This is a genomic window from Streptomyces sp. BK239, assembly GCF_004217285.1.
Classification (GTDB): domain Bacteria; phylum Actinomycetota; class Actinomycetes; order Streptomycetales; family Streptomycetaceae; genus Streptomyces.
The window spans coordinates 84,255-101,810 of sequence record NZ_SHKS01000004.1 but is presented as its reverse complement, the minus strand read 5'-3'; the positions used below and the strand labels follow the sequence as shown (position 1 = coordinate 101,810).

The 17,556-nt window shown below is 73.2% G+C and carries 17 protein-coding genes; 6 read left to right on the top strand and 11 right to left on the bottom strand.

Annotated features, from left to right (window positions below; all coding sequences use genetic code 11):
* Positions 1-42: 42 nt before the first annotated feature.
* The gene (locus EV567_RS13995) at positions 43-1,200 is read left to right on the top strand and encodes a cation diffusion facilitator family transporter (RefSeq protein ID WP_207228771.1); all 1,158 of its coding nucleotides are present in this window, start codon (positions 43-45) and stop codon (positions 1,198-1,200) included.
* Positions 1,201-1,236: 36 nt separating this feature from the next.
* On the opposite strand, the gene EV567_RS13990 is transcribed toward EV567_RS13995, so the two are convergent.
* Together EV567_RS13990 and EV567_RS13985 are read right to left on the bottom strand one after the other, a co-directional pair.
* On the bottom strand, positions 1,237-1,809 hold the full coding sequence (locus EV567_RS13990) for a helix-turn-helix domain-containing protein (protein ID WP_130439803.1): 573 nt from the start codon (positions 1,807-1,809) through the stop codon (positions 1,237-1,239).
* Between the two features lie 169 nt (positions 1,810-1,978).
* A complete protein-coding gene (locus tag EV567_RS13985; RefSeq protein ID WP_130439801.1) occupies positions 1,979-2,743 on the bottom strand; it encodes an acyltransferase in 765 nt (254 codons plus the stop codon).
* 110 nt (positions 2,744-2,853) lie between these two features.
* On the opposite strand from EV567_RS13985, the gene EV567_RS13980 reads away from it, so the two are divergent.
* The gene (locus EV567_RS13980; RefSeq protein WP_130439799.1) at positions 2,854-3,381 is read left to right on the top strand and encodes a gamma carbonic anhydrase family protein; all 528 of its coding nucleotides are present in this window, start codon (positions 2,854-2,856) and stop codon (positions 3,379-3,381) included.
* Positions 3,382-3,414: 33 nt separating this feature from the next.
* On the opposite strand, the gene EV567_RS13975 is transcribed toward EV567_RS13980, so the two are convergent.
* Positions 3,415-4,074 carry a DedA family protein gene (locus tag EV567_RS13975; RefSeq protein WP_130439797.1) on the bottom strand — a complete coding sequence of 220 codons (660 nt, stop codon included), beginning with the start codon at positions 4,072-4,074 and terminating at the stop codon, positions 3,415-3,417.
* A gap of 150 nt (positions 4,075-4,224) precedes the next feature.
* The gene (locus EV567_RS13970) at positions 4,225-6,216 is read right to left on the bottom strand and encodes a ricin-type beta-trefoil lectin domain protein (protein ID WP_130439795.1); all 1,992 of its coding nucleotides are present in this window, start codon (positions 6,214-6,216) and stop codon (positions 4,225-4,227) included.
* 341 nt (positions 6,217-6,557) lie between these two features.
* On the opposite strand from EV567_RS13970, the gene galU reads away from it, so the two are divergent.
* Positions 6,558-7,574 carry a UTP--glucose-1-phosphate uridylyltransferase GalU gene (gene galU, locus EV567_RS13965; protein ID WP_242620800.1) on the top strand — a complete coding sequence of 339 codons (1,017 nt, stop codon included), beginning with the start codon at positions 6,558-6,560 and terminating at the stop codon, positions 7,572-7,574.
* 223 nt (positions 7,575-7,797) lie between these two features.
* Here galU and EV567_RS13960 read toward each other — a convergent pair whose 3' ends face one another.
* Positions 7,798-8,235: a DUF4442 domain-containing protein gene (locus EV567_RS13960; protein ID WP_130440609.1), complete on the bottom strand. Its 438-nt coding sequence runs from the start codon at positions 8,233-8,235 to the stop codon at positions 7,798-7,800.
* 131 nt (positions 8,236-8,366) lie between these two features.
* On the opposite strand from EV567_RS13960, the gene EV567_RS13955 reads away from it, so the two are divergent.
* Positions 8,367-9,401, top strand: a complete 1,035-nt coding sequence (locus EV567_RS13955) for a hypothetical protein (protein WP_130439793.1) — start codon at positions 8,367-8,369, stop codon at positions 9,399-9,401.
* A 33-nt stretch (positions 9,402-9,434) separates the two neighbouring features.
* On the opposite strand, the gene EV567_RS13950 is transcribed toward EV567_RS13955, so the two are convergent.
* From EV567_RS13950 to EV567_RS13940, 3 genes are all read right to left on the bottom strand, one after another.
* Positions 9,435-10,226 (bottom strand): spermidine synthase, encoded by a 792-nt coding sequence (locus EV567_RS13950; RefSeq protein WP_130440607.1) that lies wholly within the window; start codon positions 10,224-10,226, stop codon positions 9,435-9,437.
* 189 nt (positions 10,227-10,415) lie between these two features.
* The gene (gene tuf, locus EV567_RS13945; RefSeq protein WP_130439791.1) at positions 10,416-11,585 is read right to left on the bottom strand and encodes an elongation factor Tu; all 1,170 of its coding nucleotides are present in this window, start codon (positions 11,583-11,585) and stop codon (positions 10,416-10,418) included.
* Positions 11,586-11,884: 299 nt separating this feature from the next.
* Positions 11,885-12,604 carry a DNA alkylation repair protein gene (locus EV567_RS13940; protein ID WP_130439789.1) on the bottom strand — a complete coding sequence of 240 codons (720 nt, stop codon included), beginning with the start codon at positions 12,602-12,604 and terminating at the stop codon, positions 11,885-11,887.
* 49 nt (positions 12,605-12,653) lie between these two features.
* Between EV567_RS13940 and EV567_RS13935 the strand changes: the two genes are divergently transcribed.
* Positions 12,654-13,454: a TVP38/TMEM64 family protein gene (locus EV567_RS13935; RefSeq protein WP_130439787.1), complete on the top strand. Its 801-nt coding sequence runs from the start codon at positions 12,654-12,656 to the stop codon at positions 13,452-13,454.
* Between the two features lie 10 nt (positions 13,455-13,464).
* On the opposite strand, the gene EV567_RS13930 is transcribed toward EV567_RS13935, so the two are convergent.
* The 3 genes from EV567_RS13930 to EV567_RS13920 are packed head-to-tail and all read right to left on the bottom strand — an operon-like array spanning position 13,465 to position 16,252.
* Positions 13,465-14,178 carry a cupin domain-containing protein gene (locus tag EV567_RS13930; RefSeq protein WP_407071588.1) on the bottom strand — a complete coding sequence of 238 codons (714 nt, stop codon included), beginning with the start codon at positions 14,176-14,178 and terminating at the stop codon, positions 13,465-13,467.
* On the bottom strand, positions 14,172-15,098 hold the full coding sequence (locus EV567_RS13925) for a PmoA family protein (protein ID WP_130439783.1): 927 nt from the start codon (positions 15,096-15,098) through the stop codon (positions 14,172-14,174). The genes EV567_RS13930 and EV567_RS13925 overlap by 7 nt, the downstream gene beginning before the upstream one ends.
* Positions 15,095-16,252: a Gfo/Idh/MocA family protein gene (locus EV567_RS13920; protein ID WP_130439781.1), complete on the bottom strand. Its 1,158-nt coding sequence runs from the start codon at positions 16,250-16,252 to the stop codon at positions 15,095-15,097. The genes EV567_RS13925 and EV567_RS13920 overlap by 4 nt, the downstream gene beginning before the upstream one ends.
* Before the next feature lie 329 nt (positions 16,253-16,581).
* On the opposite strand from EV567_RS13920, the gene EV567_RS13915 reads away from it, so the two are divergent.
* Positions 16,582-17,457, top strand: coding sequence for an undecaprenyl-diphosphate phosphatase (locus EV567_RS13915; RefSeq protein WP_130439779.1), 876 nt, complete (start codon positions 16,582-16,584; stop codon positions 17,455-17,457).
* Positions 17,458-17,556: the final 99 nt, after the last annotated feature.

Genomic DNA, 17,556 nt, shown 5'->3' with positions numbered 1-17,556 from the left:
GGACGGGCATGAGTCCACCCCGAGCACCGGAAGGGGACCGAGGTGAGCGAGCGGCACACAAGCGGCCACGGGCACGGACATGGGCACGGGCACGGGCACGGGCACCAGCATTCGCCTGAGCACGGGCACGGACACGGCCGCGGACACCGGCATTCGCCTGAGCACGGACACGGGCACGGGCACGGGCACGGGCACCCGCATGAACACGGCCACACGCACCAGCACGCCCACCCGCACACACCCTGGCACCGGCACTCCCATGAGAGCGCCGACAAGCTGGACGCGGCGCTGGAGACCTCCTCACGGGGCCTGCGCGCGCTGTGGGTCTCGCTGGCGGTGCTCGGCGTGACCGCGCTCGCGCAGGCGGTCGTCGTCGCGGTCTCGGGGTCGGTCGCGCTGCTCGGCGACACGGTGCACAACGCCGCCGACGCCCTCACCGCGGTCCCGCTCGGGATCGCGTTCGTGCTGGGACGCCGGGCGGCCACACGACGGTTCACCTACGGCTACGGCCGGGCGGAGGACCTGGCGGGCCTCGTGATCGTGCTGGTCATCGCCGCCTCGGCGGTCTTCGCCGGTTGGACGGCCGTCGAGCGGCTCCTCGACCCCCGGCCCGTCGAGCACCTGCCGGCGGTGGCGGTCGCCGCGCTGGCCGGGTTCGCGGGCAACGAGTGGGTGGCCCGCTACCGCATCCGCGTCGGCCGGGCGATCGGCTCGGCGGCGCTGGTCGCGGACGGCCTGCACGCGCGCGCCGACGGCTTCACCTCGCTGGCCGTGCTGCTGGGCGCCGGAGGCTCGGCGCTGGGGTGGCGATTCGCGGACCCCGTCGTCGGGCTGGCGATCACCGCGGCCATCGCGCTGGTGCTGCGGGACGCGGCGCGGGAGGTGTTCCGGCGGATGATGGACGCCGTCGACCCGGCGTTGGTGGACCGGGCCGAGGGGGCGCTGCGTGCGGTCGCGGGGGTGCGCGAGGTGGGCGAGCTGCGGCTGCGCTGGATCGGGCACCGGTTGCGCGCGGAGGTGACGGTGGTCGTGGACGGCGAGGTGACGGCACGTCAGGCGCACGCGATCGCCGTGGACGCCGAGCACGCGTTGCTGCACGCCGTGCCCCGTCTGACGGCCGCCTTGATCCACGCCGACCCGGCGGCTGCGCCCGGCGAGGCGGACCCGCACCTCGAACTGGCCCACCACGCGGCTTCCTGACGATCCGTCACGACGTGCTGTGCGTCGTGCGGTCGCTCAGCGCACCGGCGGCACGGACACGGTCAGCACCAGCTCCGTCGGGGTCTCGCCCCGGTTGCCGTACGTGTGGGGCGCGTCGGCGTCGAAGGTGGCGCTCGCGCCGGCCGGGACGCGGTACTCGTCGCCCTCGACGGTGAGGGTCAGCTCGCCCGCCGTCACGTGGACGATCTCCACCGTGCCCGTCGGATGCGGGTCGGAGCCGCTGCTCTCGCCCGGCATCAGCCGCCACTCCCACATCTCCAGCGGGCCGGGCGCCTCGGTGCCGGCGAGCAGGCGGCTGTAGCTGCCCGCGTCGGTGTGCCACAGCCGGACGACCTGGTCGGCAGGGACGACGCGCACCTTCGGGCCCTGCTCGTAGTCGAGCAGGGTGGTGATGCTGACGCCGAGCGCGTCACCGATCTTGACGACGGTGCCGAGGCTGGGGTTGGTGCGGGCCTGCTCGATCTGGATCAGCATGCCCCGGCTGACACCCGCGCGGGCGGCGAGCGTGTCGAGGGTGAAGCCGCGCTCGGCGCGCCAGCGCTTGACGTTGCGCGCCAGGGACTGGGTCAGCAGGTCGAGGTCCGACACGTTCCGTCCATGCTCGGGGTTCCACTTACGGGGTCCCGCTCACGGGACCCACGGGCGGGGTTCACCGGCCGCCCGGCTGTGCGTCGCACTCGCTCGTGCAAGGAACTGTACTGCGTGGCGACCCGGGCGGCCGGGTGCGCCGGGGCGCGGTGTCGTGACCGCGGGCCGGTCAGCGCTCCGGCTCCAGCTCCGCCAGCCGCGCCGCCGACTCCTCGTCGAGCCCGGACAGCGCGACCAGCTGTTCGGACGTCACCCCGTCCGGGATCGGCACCGGCGCCGGGGTGCGCAGCGGCGGCTGCCAGCCCTCGGAGGGAGTCCAGCGCCGTACGACCCGGGCGGGGGCGCCCGCGACCACGGCGTGGTCGGGCACCGTGCCGCGTACCACCGCGCCGGCCGCCACGACGACGTTCCGCCCGATCCGCGCGCCGGGCAGGATCACCGCCCCGGTGCCGATCCAGCAGCCGGGGCCTATCTCCACGGACTCCATCCGGGGCCACTGCTTGCCGATGGGTTCGTGCGGGTCGTCGTAGGAGTGGTTGGTGGACGTGACGTAGACGTAGGGGCCGAAGTAGCAATCGCTGCCGATGGTGACCGTGGTGTCGGCGATGATGTGGCTGCCGCGGCCGAGCACCACGCCGTCGCCGATGCGCAGGATCGGGTCGGGGCCGAGGTCCAGGTCGGGCATCAGACCGGCCGTCAGCGTGACCTGCTCGCCGACGATGCAGTGCGAGCCGAGGTGGATCCACGGCTCGCCGAAGACCGTGCCCAGCGGGAAGGCGAGCCGGGTGGCCGCGCCGATCGCGCCGAAGCGGAGGCGGCCGGGGTGCTCGGCGGTGACGGAGCCGGTGCGCTGCACCCAGGCCCAGCCCGCGTGGACGGCCCGCTGCCCCAGGCGGCGCCGCCAGGATGAGAACGTGTTCTTGCGCTTCGGCACCCGGACACCGTACTCAGCGCGCGACGAGGCGGTGACGCCCCGGGCCTGTGATCTTCACCCCACCGGGTGGCGTACGGTGCCGGTGTACCGCGGACGGACAGGAGACGGTGATGACGCACAAGGCGCTGATCACGGGCATCGGCGGCAGGGAACCGGAGATCCACGGGGAGGCGTTCGTGGCGCCGACGGCCTCGGTGATCGGCGGCGTGACGCTGGAGGCGGGCGCGAGCGTCTGGTACGGCGCGGTGGTGCGCGGGGACGTCGAGTCGATCTCCGTCGGCGCGCAGAGCAACATTCAGGACAACTGCACGCTGCACGCGGACCCGGGGTTCCCCGTGACGATCGGCGAGCGGGTGTCCGTGGGGCACAACGCGGTGGTCCACGGGGCGACCGTCGGCGACGACTGCCTCATCGGCATGGGCGCGACCGTGCTGAACGGCGCGGTGATCGGGGCCGGGTCGCTGGTCGCCGCGCAGGCGCTGGTCCCGCAGGGGATGGAGGTGCCGCCGGGCTCCCTGGTGGCGGGAGTGCCCGCGAAGGTCAAGCGGGAGCTCACGGAGGAGGAACGGCAGGGTGTCACCCTCAACGGAACCCTGTACGCGGAGCTGGCGGGCGCGCACCGGAAGGTGCACGAGTAGACACGCCCCGGGGAGGCGGGCCCGGGCTGCCGGCTACTCGGTGGCCCCGACCGGCTCCGCCTCCGTGCCCGCTTCCTCTGCGGTGGTGCCCTGCATCTTCTTGGCCTTGCGCTTGAGCACGAGCATCGAGGTCAGGCCGATGAGGACGGCCGCGACCAGTCCCAGCCAGGAGAACCGCTTCAGCCACGCCTCGGCGACGACGCCGACGTAGTAGATGACGGCCGTCGTGCCGCCCGCCCAGACGATCCCGCCCAGGACGTTGGCGATGAGGAACTTCCAGTACGGCATCCGCAGCACGCCCGCGAGCGGTCCCGCGAAGATGCGCAGCAGGGCGATGAATCGGCCGAAGAAGACGGCCCACATGCCCCACTTCTCGAAGGACCGTTCCGCTGTGGCGATGTGCGCCTCGCCGAAGTGGCGGGGGAACTTCCCGCCGAGCCAGGCCAGCAGCGGGCGGCCGCCCTTGCGGCCGATCGCGTAGCCGACGGAGTCGCCGATCACGGCCCCGGCGACGGCGCAGGCGCCGAGGATCACCGGGTTGATCTCGCCGTTCTGGGAGGCGAGCAGCGCTGAGGAGACGAGGATGATCTCGCCCGGCAACGGGATGCCGAGGCTCTCCAGCCCGATGACCAGGCCCACCAGCGCATAGATGGCGACCGGGGGTACGGCCTCTAGCCACTCCTGGACGTGCACCGCCGGTTCCTCCCCATCTGCGACCTACGACCCTGCGTGATCCACGACTGACGACCCCGCATTCCCGGCGCGCGCCTGAGCGGGCGCACGCCGGGAAGCCTACCGGGTCACCCGGCCGTACCCACCCGTCCTTGTGCGCGGTGTGACGCGTCAGTGGCCGAAAGCCGAGGTCGCCCTCGTGAGCCGCGCGCTCCCCGGGGCGTCCGGCGGCACAAGGGCGAGCGCGCCGACGCGCGGAACGCGGTCCACGACGACGCCGCCCGGTACGGCGCCCGGCGGGGCCGGCTCGGAGCGGGGGTCCGGGGTCGGCTTCGGGTCAAGCGTCCGGCAGCAGTCCACCTGGGCGAACCGCCCGCCGTGGCCGGGGATGACGTCAGGGTCGGGCGAGACGGGTGCCGCCGGGGTGGCCGGGGCGTCGTCGCCGGGGGACGACGGGCGTGCAGGCGGCTCCTGTCGTTGCGGGGCGGCCGTCGAGGGCGGCTGCGCCGTGGTCCCGCCGCCCGGGACCGGCGTCGTCTGCGCTTCGCCGGCGTCGAAGACCCACCGCTGCCCCACGGAGCCGTCCCGCTTCATGACGGCGACGTACGTCCTCGCGCCTCCCGCGCCGGTACCCGCACCGGTCGCCAGGACGCCGCCGTCGCGCCGCAGCAGAAGCTCCCCGCGGGCGGTCAGGTCGAACAGGGCCTCCCCGGTGCCGGCCGCACAGCCGGACAGGGCGGCCCTCCCCCGGCCGAGGTCGGCGGTGAGGCAGAGGACGGGGGCGGCGGCGCTGCGCAGCAGTCCGTCGGCCCCGTAGGACCACCGCTGGGAGGCGGCGGACGAGCAGGTCGCGAGGACGGCCGGCGTGCCGGCCGTGGTCAGACCGCCCTCGGTGTCCAGGCACAGGCCGGTGGCCGCGCTGCGCAGCCTGCCGTGGGCGACCGCGGCGACGCGAGGGACGGAGGAAGCCGGCGAGTCGGTCGACGAGGAACCGGCGGGCTGGTGGGCGACGCCCGGGAACTCCCTGGCGCCGTCGGCCTCGGCCGCGGGCCCCCTGCCGCCGTCGGCCTCGGCGGCGAACTCCCGGACGCCGGGCCCGCCGGCGGGCGCGCCCCAGGTGACGCGGGGGTTGGGACCGCCGTGGCCGTCACCGGCCGGGCCGTTGGTCACGAACACGGTCGCGAGCAGGGCGACGGCGGTCAGGCCGACGCCGGCGAGGGCGGCGCGGCGACGCCTGCCCGGCAGGACGAGCACGCCGTCCGACGTGGTGCGGTGATGGCGCCCACCGTCGGCGGGGCGTACCGGTGCGGGCAGGGCCGGGGTCTCGGCGGCGGTGGCTCGTCCGGGGCGGGATTCGAGGTAGCGGCGGGCGCCCCAGCCGAGGACGGTCTCAGCCAGCAGGATGTCCAACGCGTCCTCGAAATGGCTGAGTTGTTCGGCGGTGTGCCGGCAGTGACGGCAATCGGCAAGGTGCTCGCGAGCATCGGGGAGCAAGGTGCCGCCGTCGTGCGGCGGAACGTCGAGGAGCCGGTTGTGGAAGTGGCATTCGGCCGACGGCGCGAGTTCCCGGTGGGCGCGTACGCAGGCGGCATGGAATTGCATGCGCGCCCGCTCCAGACCGGTCTGCGCGGTGGCCGCGTCGACACCCAGCAGACCAGCCGGTATGGTTATGGGTTCCGCCTCAACTTCCGTATGCCACAAGAGGTATTGGGATGCGGTGGGAAGGGAACGGAAAGCGTGCTCGGTGAGTTGTCGCCTTTCGGGCGTCCCGGGCCGCGCGGCCCGCAGTCCGCGAGCGCCGACGGGTTTGCGCAACTCCGGCAGCATGTCGACCATCGCGTCCTTGCCGGCCCAGTCGCGCACGGTGTTCCGTACGGCGACGAGGAGTTGGGGGCGCAGCGCGCCGCCGGGGCGGCCGCCCGCCGCCATGCCGAACACCTCGTGGAACGCGGCGGCGGCCACGAGGCGCGCCGAGTCTTCGTGGCCGGCCAGGCAGACGGTGGCGTAGTCGTGGGCCGCCTGCCAGTGCCGGATGAGGAGCAGGGCGACGGCGCGCGCGTTGCCCGCTGTGCCCAGCCGCGCGGCGAGATCCCGGTCGGAATCCCCGGGGGTGTGCCCGGGGCGGGGCGGAAAGGGCGGACGTGGGGGGTTGGCGGACGGCACGCGACGCTTTTCCTTCCTGGCCGACGAGCGGCACGTGAATTGCTCTCCCACCCGACCGAGTTGTGGTACGCCGAACGGACCGGCCCGCGGGGGAGGCTCACCTTCGCACACAGGCATCACAGGAAACAAGAAGTTCGAGTGACGCGACTTCAAAGTGCAGGCCTTTTCGATAAGTTACCGGCGGTATCCGTACCGGTTTTCGAAATTGGTTCGGACCGCGGAGGCCGACGCGCGAGGTCGGCTCGTTCCCGCCGAAAGCCGGGCGGCGCGCACCCCGTCCCACAGGAACCTCTGATGTGACTCCGGGGGAACTCTCATCGGCACGGGCCAGCCTGATCGGCATGAACGTTGCCCACCGCTCCCCCACGGCCTCGTCCGCGCCGTCCGAACCGTCAGCGCCACCGGCCTCGTCCGCGCCGTCCGCCGGGCCCGCACCCGGCCGTGCCGCCCGCGCCGTGCGCAAGGCGGTCGTCCCCGCCGCCGGACTGGGCACCCGCTTCCTGCCCGCGACGAAGGCGACCCCCAAGGAGATGCTCCCGGTCGTCGACAAGCCGGCCATCCAGTACGTCGTCGAGGAGGCCGCCGCGGCCGGGCTGGACGATGTGCTGATGGTCACAGGTCGGCACAAGCGGGCCATCGAGGACCACTTCGACCAGGCCTTCGAACTGGAGCAGGCCCTCGCCGCCAAGGGCGACACCGTCCGGTTGGACGCGGTGCGCAATCCGGCCCGCCTCGCGGACATCCACCACATCCGGCAGGGCGATCCGCTCGGCCTCGGGCACGCGGTGCTGTGCGCCCGCCATCACGTCGGCGACCAGCCGTTCGCCGTGCTCCTCGGCGACGACCTCATCGACCCGCGCGAGACGCTGCTCAGCCGGATGCTGGAGGTTCGGGAGCGGCACGCCGGCAGCGTGGTCGCACTGATGGAGGTTCCCCCGGAGCAGGTGCACCTCTACGGCTGCGCGGCGGTGGAGGTTTCCGGTGAGGACGACGTCGTACGCGTCACCGGCCTCGTCGAGAAACCCGCCCGCGAGGACGCGCCGAGCCGGTACGCGGTCATCGGGCGCTACGTCCTCGACCCGGCCGTCTTCGGCGTCCTGGAGCGCACCGCGCCCGGCCGGGGCGGCGAGATCCAGCTGACCGACGCGCTCCAGGAGCTGGCCGCCGCCGGCACGGTCCACGGCGTGCTCTTCTCGGGCCGCCGCTACGACACCGGGGACAAGGCCGACTACCTCCGCACGGTGGTCCGCCTGGCCTGCGACCGCCCGGACCTGGGCCCGGAGTTCATCGCCTGGCTGAAGAGTTTCGTGACGAGCCTGGAGGCCCCGACCGGGGAGGGGGCGCGGTGGGCGGCGTGATCCGCGCGGGGTGCGGTCGATGAAGGTGACGCGGAGGGGCGGCCGGATCGTCCGGAACCGGCGCCGACGGCGGTGACCGCGCCCCCACGCCTCCCCGGGCCACCGGCGAGCGGACCTGCGGTCACCGGCCTGCCATGACCGAAGCCCGCGGCGACGGACGAGCGGGCCCGCGGTCACCGGCCTGCGGTGGCCGATACCCCCCGCCCGCCCGTCGGGGACGCCCTCAGCTGTTCGGCCGCAGCGTCCACACAACCGTCATCTCGCCCGTGACCGCCCCGTCGGCGCGGCGGATCTCGATGGCGACCGGGAACTCGGGGCGGCCGCCGGCGTCGAGCTCGGCGACGACCTCGGCGGCCGGGCGGCCCAGCGTGGCGGTGGCCGTGACGGGGCCCATGGCGAGCTTCTTGTAGTGGATCTCCGCGCTGACGGCGAGCGGCACGGCCCGGGAGAGCTGGTCGCCGAACGCGGCGAGGACGATGGCCCCGCTGGCGGACTCCGCGAGCGTGAACATCGCGCCGGCGTGGGGGCCGCCCACGTGGTTGTGGTAGTCGCTCTGGTCGGGCAGGGCGACCACGGCCTTGTCCGGGCTCGTCTCCTGGAACTCCAGCTTGAGGGTCCGGGCCATGGGAACGGTGGCGGCGAGCATCTCGCCGACGGACATCTGGTCTGCGCTCATACCGCGATGTTACCCATGAGTAGCCTACGCCCACCAGCCCCGTCCACCGAATCGGTACGTACCTGACAAGGGGTGGTGACCCATTCAGGTCAGGAACGGCACTAGGGTTTCTGGCCATGTGGCCAGGACAGCAGCCGCCCGGGGGAGAGCAGAACCCGCAGGCGCAGAACAACCCGTACCAGCAGCCGGGATACCAGCAGCCGAATCCCTATCAGCAGCCCGGCTACCAGCAGCCGGACCCCTACGGCACACAGCCGCAGTGGAACGTGCCGACCCCGCCCGGCCCGCAGCAGCCCGGCGGAGGGGGAGGAGGCGACCGTACGAAGCTGGTCGCGATCGTGGCGGCCACGGCCGTCGTGGTGGCGGCCGGCGTCACCGGATTCCTGGTGCTGGGCGGCAAGGACGACGGGTCGGACGAGGCAGCCGGCAAGGGCGGCAAGAGCCCGGCCGCGACCGCCGGGACGAGCGGCTCGCCATCGGCGTCCGCCTCGGCCTCCGCCTCCGCCGGGGGCGACAACCCGCGCGGCACAGAGACGCTCCAGCCGACCGTCCCGGGCTGGAAGGTCGTCGTGAACCCCAAGCGGGGCACCGCCTTCGACGTCCCCGCGGACTGGGAGATCCAGTCGCCGACGCTCAGTCAGGGCTTCGAGTGGGAGGACAAGAGCAAGCCGAACGGCTACGACTCGATCATCCAGTCGGGCACCGCCGAGTACAAGTCCAAGTGGTGCACGTCCGACGACGACAAGGACGGCAAGACTGAGGACTCCGCGCTCGCGGTCGTCGGCACGAAGGGCGCGGAGGGCGCCAAGAACACCGACGAGATCGCTGTCAACACCCCCGCGTGGTGGGTCTTCGGCGGCTACACCGAGCCCGACAAGAAGAGCCTCAGCTTCGACAAGAAGGCGACGCCCTACACCACCGCCTCGGGCGTCAAGGGCAGTTACGCCTGGGCCCAGTCGACGAACACGCCCGACAAGGGCAAGTGCGCGAGCGACGGCCAGGCGATCACCTTCGGCTTCAAGAACTCCAAGGGCGACTACGTGTCCTGGAACCTGTACACGGCCAAGGGCGTGAAGGGCGAACTCCCGAGGACGACCATCATGCAGATCCTCGACACCGTACGGCTGCACGGGGATCCGACGGAGGGCTGACGGGCGGCGGAGGTCGGACGCCGGGCGTCGATGTCACCCGACGCCGAACGCCCCGGCCGGCGGGACCGGCGACGGGACCGCCTCCGCGTCCGGCACGGGACGGGCCCCGCCGATGAAGTCCCGCAGGGTGGGGCCGTGTTCGACCCTGGCCGGGAAGGCGTCGGAGGCGGTGCGGCGGGCCAGGGGGCTCACGTCGAGCGGGCGGTGGGCGGCGACGAGGACCGCGTTGCCGAAGCGGCGGCCACGCAGCACCGCCGGTTCCGCGATGAGCGCGAGCTCCTCGAACACCTCGGCGAACGTGGCGAGTTGTGAACGCAGGAAGGCGAACGGCGCCGCGTCCGCGAGGTTCGCCAGATAGACGCCGTCGGCACGCAGGACCCGTCCGGCCTCGCGGGCGTACGTAAGGGACGTGAGGTGGGCGGGGACGCGGGAGCCGCCGAAGACGTCGGCGACGAGCACGTCGGCCGAGGTCGCCGGCGCCGCCTCCAGCCAGGCCCGCGCGTCGGCGGCGTGCAGCGTGACGCCGGCGCCGGCGGGCAGCGGCAGATGCTCGGCGACGAGGTCCAGCAGACCATGGTCGGCCTCGACGACGTGCTGCCGGGAGCCGGGCCGGGTGGCGGCCACGTAACGGGGCAGGGTGAGGGCTCCCCCGCCCAGGTGCAGCACGTCCAGCGGCCTGCCCGGCTCCGCCACGACGTCGAGCGCGTGGCCCAGCCGCCGCGCGTACTCGAACTCGAGGTACGTCGGGTCGTCGAGGTCGACGTACGACTGCGGCGCCCCGTCGACGGTCAGCAGCCAGGCACGCTCCCGGTCGATGTCGGGCATCAGCTTGACGGTCCCCTGGTCGGTGACCCGGGCGACGGGTATGGGCTCGTCGTTCACGCCCTCATTCTGCCCGCGGAACGGCGCTTCGAAGGACCGCGGGGGTGCGGCACCCGTACTCGCAAGCGCGGGCGAGGGCCCGCGGGACCGGCCATGACCGGCCCCGCGGTCCCCCATCCGTCCCAGCCGTTCTCACAGCACGGCTGTCACCGTCCCGGCGCCCACGGTCCGTCCGCCCTCGCGGACGGCGAAGCCGAGACCCGGCTCCAGCGGCACCTCACGCCCCAGTTCCACGGTCATGCCGACCGTGTCCCCGGGCCGGGCGACCGCCGTCTCCCCCAGGTCCACGTCCCCGACGACGTCCGCCGTGCGGATGTAGAACTGCGGCCGATAGCCGGTGGAGACGGGCGTCGTGCGCCCGCCCTCGCGCGCCGACAGCACGTACACCTGCGCCGTGAACCGCCGCCGCGGCGCGACGCTCCCCGGCGCGGCCACCACGTGCCCCCGCCGGACGGCGTCCCGCGCCACCCCGCGCAGCAACAGCGCCACGTTGTCCCCGGCCTGCGCCTCGTCCATCGGCTTGCCGAAGGTCTCCACACCGGTCACAACGGACTCGACGCCCGCGCCGAGCACCTCGACGCGGTCGCCGACCCGCACCGTGCCCCGCTCGACCGCGCCGGTGACCACCGTGCCCCGGCCGGTGATGGTGAGCACGTTCTCCACCGGCAGCAGGAACGGCGCGTCCACGTACCGCTCGGGCATGGGCACGTAGGTGTCCACCGCGTCGAGCAGCGCGTCGATCGACGCCGTCCAACGCGGATCCCCCTCCAGGGCCTTGAGCCCGGAGACCCGTACGACGGGAGCGGCGTCGCCGGGGTAGCCGTGCGCGGAGAGCAGCTCGCGCACCTCCAACTCCACGAGGTCGGCCAGCTCTTCGTCCCCGGCGTCGGCCTTGTTGAGCGCGACCACGATGTGGTCGACGCCCACCTGCCGGGCGAGCAGCACGTGTTCGGCGGTCTGCGGCATGATCCCGTCGAGCGCGGAGACGACGAGGATCGCTCCGTCGAGCTGCGCGGCGCCGGTGACCATGTTCTTGACGTAGTCGGCGTGGCCGGGCATGTCGACGTGCGCGTAGTGGCGGGTGTCGGTCTCGTACTCGACGTGCGCGATGTTGATGGTGATGCCGCGCGCCGCCTCCTCGGGGGCGCGGTCGATGCGGTCGAACGGCACGAAGGCGCCGCTGCCGCGCTCGGCCAGCACCTTGGTGATGGCGGCGGTCAGAGTGGTCTTGCCGTGGTCGACGTGGCCCATGGTGCCGATGTTCAGGTGGGGTTTGGTGCGCACGTATGCCGTCTTGGGCATGGCGAAACCGGAGCCTCTCGGAGAAGGGTGCTGCGTGACGGCCCCGGCGGCGGCGAAGCGCCGGCCGGGACGGGGACCCCGAGTGATGCGCCGACCCTCCCCCTGCGGGGTCCGCCGGACGATCCGGAGAGGGTCAGCTTCGGGCGCCGTCGACGACGGCCGTGAGAACAGCGGCGGCAGCCTTCGGCGCATCCGCGACGGCGGATGCTGCGAGGAGGAAGGCGTACCGGAACATGTGTCAGATCCTCGCCGACCGCCCGGCGCCTGTCGAACGGTTTTCCCGAGGTGGACCCGGGAGTTCAGAGGAGGTTCTTCGTCGCCTCGCGAAGGGACAGAGGGGAGAGCCGGCGGCCCTCGTGGTCGAGGAAGCTCCGGACCGCCTCGGGGGAGGTCTTGGCGTACTCGCGCAGGGCCCAGCCGATCGCCTTGCGGATGAAGAAGTCGGAGTGGCCGGCCTGACGCAGGCAGTAGGCGAAGAGGCGGTCGGCGTCGGTGCGCTCCTTGTGGCGGAGCTGGTGGAGCAGGGCGGTGCGGGCGAGCCACAGGTCGTCGTCGGCGATCCAGGCGTCCATCTCGGCTCTCAGACGCGGGTCGGCGGCGACGAGCGCGCCGACGACGTGGGCGGCGAGCAGGTCGACGGTGTCCCACCACGGGACGGTGGTGACGAGGTGACGGGCCACCGGAAGGAAGCCCGAGGTGCAGCACCCGACGTGACGGCGCAGGTAGTCGACGGCGAAGTAGTGGTACTCGCGCTCCGGCAGCACCCAGCAGCGCAGGGCGATCGCCGTGCAGTCCGTCTCGTCGGGGCGGGGCGTGCCCGCCAGGACCGTGCGGGACAGGGCCCGGCGCTCGGGGGTGGGCAGGCCCAGGAAGGGGGTCACGTCCTTCATGTACGCCCGCATGGCCGCCGCCCGGCCGGAATCGGCCGCGGCGGCGTACGCGGCGGTGAGCCGTTCCAGGACGGTGTCGGCGAGAACGCTGTGCGGTACACCGACCGTTCGTCCACCTGTGACCATCATGAGACGGACCATACGGCGATCACACCTGTTCGTCAGTTACTGTCGCTTGATGCTCGATGCCACCACCCGCTCTGGGGGCACCGCCACGGCCTCTCCCCGGGCCGCCGCCACGGAGCTCGTCGTTCCCGTGCCCCTGCCCCTTCCTCTCGTCGCCGCTTCCGCGCCGGCGCCCGTCGGCCTGGCGGCGCGCTGCTCGAGAGCGCTGCTCTCACCGTGGGCCCGGTTCGCCCTGCTGGTGCTGCTGCTCGCGGCGGCCGCGGCGAGCGTGCTGCTGTTCGAGCCGCAGAAGCTGCTCGCGGACGGGTGGCCGCCCCAGCTGGGCGGCGTCACGGCGGCGCTCGTCTTCGCCGCCGCGTACGGACTGTGCACGGTGGCGTTCGTGCCGAGGCCGCTGCTGAACCTGGCCGCGGGCGCGGTGTTCGGCTCACAGCTGGGCTTCGGCGCGGCCCTGGCCGGGACGGTGCTGGGCGCGGGACTCGCCTTCGGACTGGGCCGGTTCCTCGGCCAGGAGGCGCTGCGGCCGCTGCTGCGGGGCAGGTTGCTGAAGGCCGCCGACGACCAGCTGAGCCGGCACGGGCTGCGTTCGATGCTGGCGACCCGCCTGTTCCCGGGTGTGCCGTTCTGGGCGGCGAACTACTGCGCCGCCGTCTCCCGGATGGGCTGGGTGCCGTTCCTGCTCGCGACCGCGCTCGGCTCGGTGCCCAACACGGCCGCGTACGTCGTCGCCGGGTCCAGTGCCGCCTCCCCGACCTCGCCGCTGTTCCTGATCTCGATGGCCGTCATCGCCGTGCCTGCGCTGGCAGGCGCCGCGCTGGCCTGGCGCAAGCGCCACCACCTGCGTTCGCGCTGACCGCGCGTCATCACCGCGGCCGGTACACGTCCAGCCGCCCGCACATCCCGAACCTCCCGTACGCCGAGGGCTGTTCGGCGTGCACGACGGCGTCGGCGAGGTGGGTGACGTCGCCGTCCGCGAGCCGGTCGAGCTGGTCCCCCGTCGCCGCCGCGGCGGCCGCCGCACCGCGCTGCCAGCGCTCGCGCCACTCGGCGAGCCGGGGCCGTACGAGGGCGGCGGCGGCGCGGTGGAAGGCGGTCAGCGGTTCGGGGCCGTCCGCCTCGCGCAGGATGCGGTAGCCCTCCAGGGCCAGGTCGCGGCGGGCGCGGGCGATCCGGGCCTGCTCCTCCTCGGGGGCGTGGGCGGGGACCGTGGTGGCGGCGGCGTACGTCTCCGGGTCCGTCAGGTACTCCGGGGGCAGGGTGAGGACCGCGTCGCCCGCTTCGGGCAGCCCGCTGTTCTGCATCAGGACGGTGATGCGCAGATCGTCCTCGTTGACGAGCCGGTGGATGGTGCCCGGCGTGAACCAGGCCACCGTGCCCGGCGCGAGGGGCGTCTCCTCGAACCCGGAGGCGGTGAGCGTCTGCACGACCCCGCGTCCGCCGGTGACGACGTACCCCTCCGAGCAGGCCAGATGCAGATGGGGCGTGCCGCCGTGCAACCCGTCGGCGGCGGGCCAGTCGTAGACGCACAGGTGCGAGACGGCGACGCCGCCGGGCAGGCCGTCGTAGGCGCTCACCACGGGTGGGTCTTGAGATAGTCGGCGATCTCCTGCCGCTCCCAGGCCCCGTCCGCCACGACGACGCGGTAGCGGCGGGTGAGGGTGTCGCCGGGGGCGAGCTCCAGCTCGTCGAAGTACGCCCAGGACGGGGCGATCCCCGCGAAGGGGTCGTTGCGGACGAACCAGTGGGCCGGGTGGGCGCCCCGCTCGCCGGTGTGGTCGTTCTCGGGGGCGTGCGCGAAGACGACGGTGGCGTGGCCGTCGGCGCCGTCGTGCTCGCCGGACAGCGCGAGCCAGGGGCTCTGGGAGGCCATCAGTTCCGGCCCCTCGCCGTCGGGCCCGATGATGCGCCCGTCACGGAAGGCGCGCGGCCCGCGCCAGAACAGTCCGGTGTATCCGGCCAGTTCGCGTCCCGCGGTGGTCGGGCTGCCGAACCGCAGCGGCTCGTCACGGCGGTTGGTGACGGCGCTCGTCCAGGTCAGCGCCCAGGACCCGGAGGTCCGGTCGACGTCGTGCACCTCGATCCTGCGGTGTTCGTCGGCCCACAGTTCGCCGCTGTGCGGATGCCAGGTCAGCCGCTCGGCGATGACCGCCCGGCCGGCGTCGGCCGAGACCTCGTCGAAGGCGACGTGCGCCATGGAGCCGACCCGCTCGGGGAGTTCGAGGTACCCCTCGCCGTGGACGTAGGAGTTGCCGCCCCACAGGTTGGCGCCCGAGAGGTGCGACGCGGTGAGCGACAGGCCCTTGTGCCAGCGGTGGTCGTTGGGCCGGTAGTCGGTGACGACGTCGCCGGCGAGGGTGCGCAGGGGGTGGATGTACGGCTTCGGCGCCTCCCAGGCCGCCTCGGGCCGGTAGACGTAGGCGAGCAGTTCGACGCCGCCGACCGGGTCCGTCACGGTGACGCGGTCGCCGTGCGCGTGGACCAGACGCAGGCCGGTCATGCGGAGACCTCCTCGGCGGCAGCGGGGGCGGCTGCGGGCGCCCAGCCGGGGGCGCCGCCGTGCAGGGCCGTGTAGAAGGGGTCGCCGGGGCCGATCTCGCCCCGCTTCACCGTCACGTCCGTGAACGCTGCCTTGTAGAGCGCGCTGATCAGCTCCAGGCTGGTGCGCCCGTCGGCGCCGCTGCTGCGCGGCCGTTCCCCGGCGCGCATGCTCGCGACCAGCTCACGCAGCTGCGCCAGGTGCGAGCTGGGCACGTCAGCGCCGAAGTCCTGCCAGGCGGCGGCGCGGTCGCCGGGGACGTCCCGGGCGGGGGTGACGCGCCAGTCGGCGTTGGAGTGGCCGTAGAGGTGGGTGAGCTCGACGGTGGCCAGTTCGCAGTCGATGCGGATACGGCTGACCTCGTCGGGGCTGAGGACGCTGTTGACGATCGTCGCCATGGCCCCGTTCTCGAAGCGGACCAGGGCGGTGGAGACGTCCTCGGTCTCCACGTCGTGGACGAGCCGCCCCGCCATGGCGCGCACCTCGCTCCACGGGCCGAGCAGGTCCAGGAGCAGGTCCATCTGGTGGATGCCGTGGCCCATGGCGGGGCCGCCGCCCTCGGTGTGCCAACGGCCGCGCCAGGGGACGGCGTAGTAGGCGGCGTCGCGGTACCAGGTGGTCTGGCAGTGCGCCACGAGCGGCCGGCCGAGGGCCTGCTCGGCGAGCAGCCGCCGTACGTGCCGGGAGCCGGACCCGAACCGGTGCTGGAAGACGATCGAGGCGTACGGACCGCCCTTCGTCCCCTCCTCGGCCGCCACGGCGTCGTAGTCGGCGAGGGTCGGCACCGGGGGCTTCTCGCACCACACCCAGGCCCCGGCGCGGAGCGCGGCCACGCTCTGCGCGCGGTGCAGGGTCGGCGGGGTGCAGATGGTGACGAGGTCGGGCCGCTGCTCGGCGAGCATGCGCTCCAGGTCGGTGTAGGCGTGCGGGATCCCGCCCTCCGTGCAGAAGGCCTCGACGGCGGCGGCATCGATGTCGACGGCCGCGACCACCTCGGTCTCCCCCTCCGCGGCGAGCTGGGCGAGCGCGGGCAGATGGGAGCCTCGGGCGATGGCGCCGGTGCCGATGACGGCGGCGCGGATGCGGCGGCCGGCGAGCGGAGCGGATGGGGACATGTGCGTGATCAGCACTCCTCAGACGAACGACCGAACAACCGAGCGACCGGGCGAACGGGTCGACCCACTGGGCGAGCGGGTCGCCCCACTCGCACAGCAAGCGCTTTCATTCAGCCAGCAAACTATGCGTCGGCCCCCTGGCCGGTCAACACGTCCGCCCTGCTCAACCGCGCCGCGCCTATCCCCCGCGCCGCCCGCCCCGAAACCCCTGTGCCGGGTCTGTCACCCGGGGGCGCTACGCTGCCCTTGACACACCCCCTTGATCACCGCGCGCGCGGCGGCCCGCCGTGTCCGCCGCCCCCCGATCGGCACTTGGACTCCGTAACCTCATGTCTTGGTTTGAATCCCTCATCCTCGGACTCGTCCAGGGGCTGACCGAGTTCCTCCCCGTCTCCTCCAGCGCGCACCTGCGGCTGACCGCCGCCTTCTCGGGCTGGGAGGACCCCGGCGCCGCCTTCACCGCGATCACGCAGATCGGCACCGAGGCCGCGGTGCTGATCTACTTCCGCAAGGACATCGGTCGGATCCTGTCAGCGTGGTCCCGGTCGCTCTTCGACAAGGAGATGCGCAAGGACCACGACGCCCAGATGGGCTGGCTGGTGATCGTCGGCTCTATCCCCATCGGCGTGCTCGGCATCACCCTCAAGGACGCGATCGAGGGGCCGTTCCGCGATCTGCGGATCACCGCGACGATGCTCGTCGTCGTCGGCATAGTCATCGGCGTCGCGGACCGGCTCGCGGCACGCGACGAGAAGGGCGGCCGCCACCGCGCGCCGAAGCAGCGCAAGGGGCTGGAGAACCTGGGCGTGAAGGACGGCCTGATCTTCGGTCTCTGCCAGGCCTGCGCGCTCATCCCCGGCGTGTCCCGCTCCGGCGCCACCATCAGCGGCGGCCTGTTCATGGGCTACAAGCGCGAGGCGGCGGCCCGCTACTCCTTCCTGCTGGCCATCCCGGCGGTGCTGGCCTCGGGCACGTTCGAGCTCAAGGACGCGATGGAGGGCGGCCACGTGGCGTGGGGCCCGACGGCGTTCGCGACGGTGATCGCCTTCGCGTCCGGATATGCCGTGATCACCTGGTTCATGAAGTTCATCAGCACGAAGTCCTTCATGCCGTTCGTGTACTACCGGGTGGTGCTCGGCATAGTCATCATCGTCCTGGTCGCCATGGGCGCGCTCAGTCCGCACGCGGCGGAGTCGGCGGGCTGAGTCCCGGCCAGGACTCCCCGGCGAGCGGGTGGGGCCGTGACCGAGGACATACGGTCTGCGTAGCCGTTCGGTAGCGCACTGTCAGCGCTTGCCCCTAGG

Coding starts and splice junctions, on each gene's coding strand:
- EV567_RS13980 (WP_130439799.1), top strand. CDS start 2,854: ATGACGCACAAGGCGCTGATCACGGGCATCGGCGGCAGGGAACCGGAG.
- galU (WP_242620800.1), top strand. CDS start 6,558: ATGAACGTTGCCCACCGCTCCCCCACGGCCTCGTCCGCGCCGTCCGAA.
- EV567_RS13960 (WP_130440609.1), bottom strand. CDS start 8,235: ATGTCCGTCGGCGAGATGCTCGCCGCCACCGTTCCCATGGCCCGGACC.
- EV567_RS13955 (WP_130439793.1), top strand. CDS start 8,367: ATGTGGCCAGGACAGCAGCCGCCCGGGGGAGAGCAGAACCCGCAGGCG.
- EV567_RS13950 (WP_130440607.1), bottom strand. CDS start 10,226: ATGCCCGACATCGACCGGGAGCGTGCCTGGCTGCTGACCGTCGACGGG.
- tuf (WP_130439791.1), bottom strand. CDS start 11,585: ATGCCCAAGACGGCATACGTGCGCACCAAACCCCACCTGAACATCGGC.
- EV567_RS13940 (WP_130439789.1), bottom strand. CDS start 12,604: ATGATGGTCACAGGTGGACGAACGGTCGGTGTACCGCACAGCGTTCTC.
- EV567_RS13935 (WP_130439787.1), top strand. CDS start 12,654: ATGCTCGATGCCACCACCCGCTCTGGGGGCACCGCCACGGCCTCTCCC.
- EV567_RS13925 (WP_130439783.1), bottom strand. CDS start 15,098: ATGACCGGCCTGCGTCTGGTCCACGCGCACGGCGACCGCGTCACCGTG.
- EV567_RS13920 (WP_130439781.1), bottom strand. CDS start 16,252: ATGTCCCCATCCGCTCCGCTCGCCGGCCGCCGCATCCGCGCCGCCGTC.
- EV567_RS13915 (WP_130439779.1), top strand. CDS start 16,582: ATGTCTTGGTTTGAATCCCTCATCCTCGGACTCGTCCAGGGGCTGACC.